The following is an 8,454-nucleotide window of genomic DNA, read 5'->3' on the forward strand; positions in this document are numbered from 1 at the left end:
GAAGAACTTTCACAGTATTTTGAGTACACCGAACCGATTCGCAAGATCATTTACACCACCAATGCCGTAGAGGGCTTCCACCGCCAGGTGCGTAAGGTGACCAAGACCAAAGGAGCCTTTACCAACGATATGGCCTTGCTAAAGCTGGTGTACCTGGCCACCAAAAATATCGAGAAGAAATGGACCAGCCCCTTGCAAAATTGGAGTTTGACCATCCAGCAATTATACATTAAATTTGGGAACCGGATTCCCTTGGATTTAGCGGCCTCCCCTTCGGGGGGTACCCCCCGAAGGGGAGAACAATCAGACAGAGTTTAATTTACAGACCCCTTTAATCATTATGCCAGTATGGGGTGGATCGTACCTTCGGGAGGAAAACAGCTTTCTGTGTTTTTACCTGCCGGTGAGTATTCCCTCAGGTTCAACGCTAACAATTCCAGTTTTATCCACAACGGCTCCGGAAATATGGGATTACCCAATTTCACTTTTGATGGTCGCATAGGATTTAATCATTTGGTCACCGGAGTGTATTCCGGAAAATTTTTCCATACAAGTTTTGAAGAAGATGTTAACAGCAACTCAACACATGCATATACAGGAAAATATAGCCATTACGGAACCTACCAGATCAACCTGGAATCTCCGGCTCCTGGTGATTATATTCTCGAATACTGGATTTATAATACCGGTTTGCAAAGTTGGGAACATAAAGAGGAACCCGTATCACTGACATCTTCCGGGAGTTTTAGCAAGACTATAGGACAGTCAAACCGGTATATCGACGAAATACGTTTTTACCCGGTACATGCACAAATAACTACATATACCTACGAACCCCTGGTAGGAATGACCAGTATGACCGATGTGAGTGGTCGTAAAACAACTTATGATTATGATGATTTCAATCGTCTGGAATTTATCCGTGACGATAAGGAGATGTTGCTCCAGGAAAATAAATATCATTATAAAAACTAACCGGCACGACCTACATTATATAGAAATGAAAAAAAATATACTTTTAATTTGTATAAGCTTGTTTTGTAGTTTTTTAACTATAGGCTTATCTGCTCAAAATGTTCAGTTAGTAGGTGATACTAATGTGAACTATAATGATTCTGAAATTTACGAGGTTGTTGGATATCAGGGGAATATATCAGGAGCTATATGGACTGTGCAGGGAGGGACAATAACTTCTGGTGGCAGTGGCAGTGCCATTAGGGTAAAATGGGATCAGGCAGTGAATAGCGGAACGGTACGCTTTAATTATCCCGCTGCCGGAAGTTTTTCACTGTCAATTGTAATAGGAAATTTGCCTCTTGTTGATCCACCAGCCCCTGTTATTAATAGTGCTGTATGTGGGGCTGTAACTTTAGCAAGAGGAGGATCGGTTCCCAATGGTACTACCTGGTATTGGCAGGGGACAAATCCGAACGGACAAAGAACGGACCTGGGGTCCGGGGCAAACTTTACGGTTACCAGTAGTGGTACTTATTATATCAGGGCCCGTAAATCTACCGGAGCCTGGAGTACAGGGAGCGGATCTGTTGCGGTAACGGTTACAAGTAATCCTCAATCCCCCACGATGCCTCAAATCATTAATAATTGTGGTCATACGGTTTTGGTCCGGAGTAATCCTCCCCAGGGAGTCGCGTGGTATTGGCAGAGTAGTCCTACGGGTACAAGCATGAGCCCGGAAAATGCAAAAGACACTGTCAGACTAAGTGCGGGCACAGTATATTATTTAAGAGCAAGAAACGAGAGTATGGCTTGCTGGAGTAGTGCCCGGGTAATAAACTATACGGTTAACGGAGGAGGAAAAACCTGGTATGCGGATAAAGATGGTGACGGATTCGGAGATCCTAACGATACGATCGTCGCTTGTACGGAGCAGGAAGGGTATGTAGCCAATGGGGACGATCTCTGCCCTGAAGAAAAAGGGACATACTACGGATGTGCCAAACCTCCTTATACCCCGGTACAATTCAGTAATGATAACTATGTTTACACCCGGACTTATACCAGGGCAATGTCCGATCCGTCAAGCGTAACGCTGGTGGAGGATGTCCGGGAATCTATTGTGTATTACGACGGTCTGGGTAGACCAAAACAGGAAATAGGCATACGGCAGACTCCCGGGGTAAAGGATATTGTAACGCATATCGATTATGATGCCTTTGGCCGTCAGGACAAGGAATATCTTCCTTTTGTTCCTGCTTCCTCATCGGACAGCTATGGTAGTTTCCGTAGTGGGGATGTGGCAGGGAGTACCCAGGCGTATTACCAGGCAAGATACCCTGCGGATTTTACGGGACTCACGGTCTCTCAGGTCAATGCGTATGCCCGGAAGCAGTTAGAGGCTTCCCCGCTGAACAGGGTAGAAAAGCAGGCGGCCCCGGGTAAGGACTGGAGACAGGGTAGTGGACATGAGGTGGAGTTTGACTACGATACCAATACCGGGCAGGAAGTACGCCTTTACCAGGTGAATATTACGGTTAACGAATCTCCTGCCGGAGTATTTACCTATATCCCCGCCCTGGTGTTGTCTTCGGCAAACAACGGGTATTACGGAGCGGGACAATTGTATAAAACAATAACCCGCGATGAGAACCATAGCGGGACAACAAAAGATCACACCACGGAAGAGTTTAAGGACAAGCAGGGCCGGGTGGTCTTAAAACGGTCGTACAATAGTGGTGCCCAGCATGACACGTATTACGTTTACGACGATTACGGAAACCTGACCTATGTAATCCCTCCTAAAGTCAATATTTCAGATGGGATATCCGGGACAGAGCGCAACGAATTGTGCTACCAGTATCGCTATGATGGCCGTAATCGCCTGGTCGAGAAGAAGCTTCCTGGTAAAGCGTGGGAGTATATCGTTTACAATACGCTGGACCAACCTGTGATGACGCAGGATTCGCTGTTAAAGGCTCAAAAGCGATGGCTTTTTACCAAGTATGATGCTTTTGGCCGGGTGGCTTATACGGGGTTTCATGGTAGTGAGAGCAGCAGAACGGTCCTGCAAAATACGGCCAACAATACAGCTACCTATAAGCCATTTGTAGCCAAAACCACTACGCCGAACACCTATGCCGGCACTGCGGTGTATTATAATAATGATGCCATTCCGCATGGCATGGCAGAGATCCTTACGATCAACTATTACGACGATTATACCTTTGACCTGGCCGGGTTAACCAAACCCACGAATGTATTGGGACAGGCTGTGGACAAAAGAACCAAAACAATGGCCACGGGAAGTAAGGTCCGTGTGTTGGGCACCGATCACTGGATCACCACCCTGAATGCCTATGACAGCAAGGGCCGATTGATCTATACGGCCAGCAGGAACCCTTACCTGAACACTACCGATGTGGTGGAAAGCCTGCTGGACTTTACCGGTAAGGTACTAAAAACCCGGACCACCCATACCAAAGGCAGTAATGCCCCTATAGTGACCACCGATATTTTCGAATACGACCATGCAGGCCGGCTTTTACGGCAGTTACAATGCCTGGGAGGCGATTGCGGTACGGAAGAAGCTTCGGCCGCGAATATCGAATTGAACGAACAGCTTACAGGGCATCAGAGTAAAATAGCCAGCAGTTCTGTTATATTAAAACCCGGTTTCCATTTCAAGGCCACCAGTAGCGCCAGTTTTAGTGCTTCGATCAGCATTCCCGGCGAACTTATCGCCGAAAATGTGTATGATGAATTAGGGCAGTTAACGGAGAAGAAGGTGGGGAATACGCCCCAAAACCCTTTACAACGCATAGCGTATACATACAATGTCCGGGGATGGCTGACGGACATCAACGATGTAGATCATCCTTCGGGAAAGTTGTTTAACTTTCAGATCAACTACAACAAGAGCCGAAGCGGAACGGTAACCCCATTGTTTAACGGAAACATAGCGGAGACGTACTGGAAGACGGGCAGTGACAATACGATGCGACGTTATGCCTACAGCTATGATGCATTGAACCGGATCACTTCCGGGAAGTTTAACGGTGGCGGGCAGACGGACCGTTATACGGTAGAAGGTATTACTTATGATAAGAACGGGAATATAGAACACTTAACCCGCAGGGGACACCTGAACAGCGGCGCCACTTCTTTCGGGGTGATGGACAACCTGGCTTATACCTATGATACGGGTAACAAGCTTTTAAAAGTAACGGACAGTGGTAACAAGACCTACGGATTTAAGGACGGGACCAATACGAACAACGATTACACCTATGATGCCAACGGCAATTTACTGACGGACGCCAATAAGGGGATCACCGGGATTAGCTATAACCATTTAAACCTTCCTACCCAGGTCAGTTTCGGGAGCAATAAAATTGCTTATATTTACGATGCCTTTGGTACTAAGTTAAAGAAGGAAGTTACCCAGGGAAGTTCTGTGACAGGTACGGAGTATGCCAATGGATATATCTATGAGAATGGGCAACTACAGTTTTTTAGTCATCCGGAGGGCTATGTAACCAAAGAGAGCGGTACTTATACATATATTTACCAGTATAAGGATCATTTAGGCAACGTGCGAGTGACCTATGCAGACCTGAATAACAATGGGGTGATCGACCCGGCTACCGAAACTTTGTCGGAGAACAATTACTATCCTGGGGGATTGTTACACCGCGGCTATAAAAGCATGGTAAGTCCAAGTACCAACTTTATAGCCGAGAAGTTTAAATATCAAGGTGAAGAATATAACGAAAGTCTTGGATTGAACTTGTATGAATTTGATTTAAGACATTATTGTCCTACTCTTATACGGTTCCATACTCCCGATCCTTATGAGCAGTTTATGTCTCCTTATGTAGCTATGGGAAATAATCCGGTAGTTGCTTTTGACCCGGATGGAGGTAATTGCTATGATGCCAATGGAAATGTGATTTCTTGTCCCGATGGAGATATCTACGATGATTACAGGGGTAGTGATACCCAGCATGTTACTGTTTTAGATGAAGTCACAGTGAGTCCATCTGGAGGGAGCACTCCAAATACTTTTCAGGATGCACAGATAGGCAAGATTTTTGGGAGCAGGGGAGAAAAAATAGCTCCTGCTATAACTGAATTATCCGGTTGGGAACATACTTTTGCAGAAATAGCAGAAAATCTACAAGGCTATCGGGTTGTAGTAGCCTACGGAGCAAATTATCATGTGAATGACCAAGGTGTAATAATCGGTGGAGGATATAAAGGAGGTCTTGGCGCGATAGGGTTGATAGGAGGAAGTTATGATCCGAAAAACCTAATAAGAGTGGCTAAAATTTTGAATAAGGGAGGTTTAACTAAAATAGGGAGAGCTTTACAGAAGCATGGCAGTCGTGTAGGGTCTAAATTTCCACAGGCCACGGGAAATCCCGCGACTATAAATGCACAGGGAGAAAAAATTCTTAATGAGATTTTAAATAACCCTGGCTCAACAGCTACAACCCGACACCATGCAAGATTTGGAGATATTGTGGAAATAGTAGCTCCAAATGGGCAAGGGGCAAGATTTAGTAAAGACGGAAAAACATTTATTGGATTGATAGAAAAGTAAAGTTGTATGAAAAAATTTGAAATTCAAATAGCAAGTGTTCCCGATAGAGAGAATTTAGTAGCAGAAATATGGTTAGGTGATGATCTTATATGTGAAATAAATAACGAAAATGGGCATTTTGAAATAGAGTTTTATACTGAGATAGTAGGAAAAATAAACTATTCGGTCTTTTTAGAAATATTGCAAAAGGCAAAAGATAAACTTTTAATATCCTAAAGAATCATTTTTGAATTTACTCCCAAAACCGCCCACTGTGGCGGTTTTCATTTATAGGCTTCCTGGGTTTTTATCCCCGCTCTACGAAGTGTTCCGAGCTCTGCGAACGTCTCCGACTTCGCAGCTCACTGCACATCAAGGACAGGCCAAAACGTCATGACCAAGGAACGGTCATTGCAGCGATAAATAAAGTAAGACTTGTGAGTAACCGGGATACACCCCGGATAGGCGTTTTTCGTTTTTTTCTTTTTATTGAAGATTTGGGTAGCGAAGTTGCAAACTCCTGAGCTGAGCGGGAGAAGGTGGGTAATACGCCCCAAAACCCTTTACAACGCATAGCGTATACATACAATGTCCGGGGATGGCTGACGGATATCAACGATGTAGATCATCCTTCGGGAAAGCTGTTTAACTTCCAGATCAATTACAACAAGAGCCGTAGCGGGGTGGTTGATCCTTTATACAATGGTAACATAGCAGAGACGTATTGGAAAACAAGCAACGATAATACCATGAGACGTTATGCCTACACCTATGATGCATTGAACCGGATCACCTCCGGGAAGTTTAACGGTGGCGGGCAGACGGACCGTTATACGGTAGAAGGGATTACCTATGATAAGAACGGGAATATAGAACATTTAACCCGCAGGGGACACCTGAACAGTGGCGCCACTTCTTTCGGGGTGATGGACAACCTGGCTTATACCTATGATACGGGTAACAAGCTTTTAAAAGTAGCGGACAGTGGTAACAAGACCTACGGATTTAAGGACGGGACCAATACGGGCAACGATTATACCTATGATGCCAACGGCAATTTACTGACGGACGCTAATAAGGGGATCACCGGGATTAGCTATAATCATTTAAATCTTCCTACCCAGGTCAGTTTCGGCAGCAATAAAATTGCTTATATTTACGATGCCTCGGGAACCAAATTAAAGAAAGAGGTTACCCAGGGAAGTTCTGTGACAGCAACGGAGTATGCCGGGAACTATATCTATGAAAACGGGCAGTTGCAGTTTTTTAATACCCCGGAAGGTTATGTGACTAAGGAGAACAATACGTATACGTATGTTTATCAGTATAAAGATCATCTGGGGAATGTACGATTGTCCTACACCAATACGGGGACAGCAAGTGCCCCGCAACTGGAAATTATCGAAGAGAATAATTATTACCCATTTGGCCTGGAACATAGAGGGTACAATAATCAGATCAATGGCCCGGAAAATAACTATCAAACCTACCAGGGCAAAGAACATCAAAAAGAACTTAGTCTGAACTGGCATGACTTTGGGGCAAGGAATTATAATGCAGCTATTGGTAGATGGATGTCTCCCGATCCGTTGTCGGAAGAGTTCCCGGAATGGTCACCCTATGTTTTTACATACAATAACCCTATAAAATGGACTGACCCAACCGGGATGGCGCCAGAAGACATAGTTATCCGAATGTTAAATGAACAAGGTAAATCGGTAGAGGCGTTTAGAATACATACAGATTTAATTGAAACAGAAGTCAATTTAGAATCTAATGGGTTGACTTATACAGGAACAGAAACGACAAATGTTTATTTTGATGACAAATTAACAGACTATACCGAAAAATTAGGTGGTAGTGAGTATTTACCGGATGCTTTGTCTATAAATGCAAGTGCAGAAGCTGCATATAAAGGAGGAGCGCAACTTGAAGTTTCTGTATTAGGTATTTTGAAAGGAGAAAACAAAGGAGATTTTGGTGTCACACTTCAAATGAATGGTCTAATGGGAGTTGAAGGAGGTATAACAGGTACTCTAACAGGTTTTTATGCTACACAGCCTAATCCGGATTTAGATGTTTTTAAAGGTGCTGAAATGGGCTTGCAAGCAGATGTTAAAGCTTTTGGTCCAGCTTCCATAGCAGGAGCGTATCATCGAGGAGTTGAGTTTCAGAAACCTTTTGACAAAAATTGGAATTGGAGAGGATTTACAAAGACGACATACGAGGCTATTTCTTTGGGTGTTTCAGGAGGAGTAGTGCCTTTGCCTGTGAGTTTTTCGGGTTATCTGGGTGTGTCAGATTACATTTATAGGTCAGACAAATGAGAAAAAAATATATAACATCTATAATACTAATCTTGTTGATATTGTTCATTATGGGGTATTTGTACTTCCCAAAGAATACCGCATCTCCTGATAAATATTTTTCAGAAGAAAAACCTGCCAAAATTTATTTGGAATTTAAAAAGGGTGGCAATTTAGAATATCATTCCAAAATACCAAATGAGATAAGTGTTATTACTGACGAAGATACTATTAAACACTTCTATGAAATGTTTGAGTCTTTGGATTTTGATTTATGGGCTCGACACAGGGGAGATAGGGATTACAGTGTCTATATAAATATTGGGGAGCATAGAAGCAAAAAATATTTGATTAAAATGAGTCGTATTAATGGAGGCTATGTGTTTTTCTTTGAAGACGGTTTATATAGAAATGACGATTTAGCTAAACGTATAAATGAACTACTTAAAATAAGTTCAAATTAATTCTTACTTAGTGTAAAAATGCTAAAGCCCCGCTCTACGAAGTGTTCTGTGCTCTGCGAACGTCTCCGACTTCGCAGCTCACTGCACATCAAGGACAGGCCAAAACGTCATGCTCCTCTCTGAGGGGCTTCCAAAATGATGTTGA

The 8,454-nt window shown here is 43.6% G+C and carries 6 protein-coding genes; all 6 read left to right on the forward strand.

Going from position 1 to position 8,454, the window contains the following annotated elements; genetic code table 11:
• A partial coding sequence (locus BT112_RS21235; RefSeq protein WP_139275936.1) for a transposase occupies positions 1 to 318 on the forward strand: 318 nt, incomplete at its 5' end.
• Between the two features lie 30 nt (positions 319 to 348).
• Positions 349 to 975 carry an RHS repeat domain-containing protein gene (locus BT112_RS21240; RefSeq protein WP_072319459.1) on the forward strand — a complete coding sequence of 209 codons (627 nt, stop codon included), beginning with the start codon at positions 349 to 351 and terminating at the stop codon, positions 973 to 975.
• Between the two features lie 124 nt (positions 976 to 1,099).
• Positions 1,100 to 5,560, forward strand: a complete 4,461-nt coding sequence (locus BT112_RS21245; RefSeq protein ID WP_175545858.1) for a DUF6443 domain-containing protein — start codon at positions 1,100 to 1,102, stop codon at positions 5,558 to 5,560.
• Between the two features lie 6 nt (positions 5,561 to 5,566).
• Positions 5,567 to 5,776, forward strand: a complete 210-nt coding sequence (locus tag BT112_RS21250) for a hypothetical protein (RefSeq protein WP_072319461.1) — start codon at positions 5,567 to 5,569, stop codon at positions 5,774 to 5,776.
• A 302-nt stretch (positions 5,777 to 6,078) separates the two neighbouring features.
• A complete protein-coding gene (locus tag BT112_RS21255) occupies positions 6,079 to 7,866 on the forward strand; it encodes an RHS repeat domain-containing protein (protein ID WP_072319462.1) in 1,788 nt (595 codons plus the stop codon).
• Complete coding sequence (locus BT112_RS21260; RefSeq protein ID WP_139276348.1) at positions 7,863 to 8,309, forward strand: hypothetical protein; 447 nt, start codon at positions 7,863 to 7,865, stop codon at positions 8,307 to 8,309. Before BT112_RS21255 ends, BT112_RS21260 begins: the two co-directional genes overlap by 4 nt.
• Positions 8,310 to 8,454: the final 145 nt, after the last annotated feature.

Origin of the sequence: Sinomicrobium oceani (assembly GCF_900119185.1) — a bacterium.
Classification (GTDB): Bacteria; Bacteroidota; Bacteroidia; order Flavobacteriales; family Flavobacteriaceae; genus Sinomicrobium; species Sinomicrobium oceani.